The organism is Ochrobactrum sp. C6C9, assembly GCF_022627935.1.
In the GTDB taxonomy this organism is placed as follows: domain Bacteria; phylum Pseudomonadota; class Alphaproteobacteria; order Rhizobiales; family Rhizobiaceae; genus Brucella; species Brucella teleogrylli.
Genome location: NZ_JABXGB010000089.1, coordinates 1 through 1,223, shown reverse-complemented (window position 1 = coordinate 1,223; position 1,223 = coordinate 1). Strand labels below are relative to the sequence as shown.

Below are 1,223 nucleotides of genomic sequence, written 5' to 3'. Positions count from 1 at the left end.
GATGATCCACGTCGCCATGGGGAGCCTGTTGTTGCGCCGTATCAGCCATTAAAGCAAATTCTCAAACGGACTCTTACCCCAAACAATTCCGCTTGTGATGTTGTCGTACATTGCTTGTGCAGGTTCTTGAACCTCGGAAATAAAGACCTCAGGGTCCATATCTTTTCGTCCGCGATAATTTTCTTTCACAAATTTCCGGAAATTATCACGGGTAAAACGATACTCCGTGAGATTTCGTTTTGATGAAAATCCATCACCAATGATGCTGCAGAGGAAGGCTCTGAGGCCAGTACCCGTCCTGTTTGGTGTATCTTGAGCAATATCGAGGGCGTACTTTGATTGCCAATAGCCGAATTGGTAGTAAACGTCCTGAGGACCCAATTTCGTTTGGTAATGTCCCAGTGGGCAAGGATCCTCTGCGTAGTCGTAGTTTGCCTTGTATAGCCTGTAGAACGCATCAAGATAGAATCGAGACTTCTTATAATCATTTTTGAAGAAGGAGGTTGCCACCCTGCGAGCAGCGCCTTGCCGACACTGCTCACCTAAATTTAGCGATGGCATGCATTCCGTTTCGAGCCAGTTGTCAGGGCTCTGTTTAAGTTGAAGAAGCGGCTTTTTACTGTCTGCTGCCGGAAGCAGTCTCGCTTCTGTGATCCCTGTGGTTATCACTATCGCGGTCGCGGCCCATACAAGTGTAAAACGAGATATTTTCATAGCTAAGCACCAGTTACATACCACCGAACAGTCTTTCAGTGGATAATAAAACAGAAACCATGAGAATTATTGGCACAAGACGCCACTCGGTGCCTCCTCCAATTGGGGTAGTGAACCGCACCGGGTTTGCCGGAGACCCCAACTCGTGAGAAATAGGGTCTATGACAAGCAAGACGACGAACAAATTCTCTCCTGAAGTCCGTACTCGTGCCGTTCGGATGGTGACGGAACATGAAGCCGAGCATTCATCGCGCTGGGCGGCTGTATCATCGATAGCGTCCAAGATCGGCTGCTCGGCGCATACCCTCCATGAATGGGTGAAGAAGGCCGAGGTCGACAGCGGCAAGCGTGCAGGTTTGCCGAGTGACGTGGCTGAGAAGATGAAGGCTCTGGAACGGGAGAACCGAGAGCTTCGTCAGGCGAATGAGATTCTACGCAAAGCCTCGGCGTATTTTGCCCAGGCGGAGCTCGACCGCCCACTGAAGCGATGATTTCCTTCATCGACGAAC

The 1,223-nt window shown here is 50.0% G+C and carries 1 protein-coding gene, 1 pseudogene and 1 other annotated feature; of the genes and pseudogenes, one reads left to right on the top strand and one right to left on the bottom strand.

Going from position 1 to position 1,223, the window contains the following annotated elements; translation table 11 throughout:
• Window positions 1-48 precede the first annotated feature (48 nt).
• The gene (locus tag HWD97_RS24165) at window positions 49-714 is read right to left on the bottom strand and encodes a hypothetical protein (protein WP_371835797.1); all 666 of its coding nucleotides are present in this window, start codon (window positions 712-714) and stop codon (window positions 49-51) included.
• A gap of 161 nt (window positions 715-875) precedes the next feature.
• Between HWD97_RS24165 and HWD97_RS24160 the strand changes: the two are divergent.
• Window positions 876-1,223, top strand: a pseudogene (locus tag HWD97_RS24160) (transposase); the annotation flags it as partial.
• Window positions 1,160-1,223 (top strand) — a sequence feature (AL1L pseudoknot). This feature is flagged as partial in the annotation. (Overlaps the previous pseudogene by 64 nt.)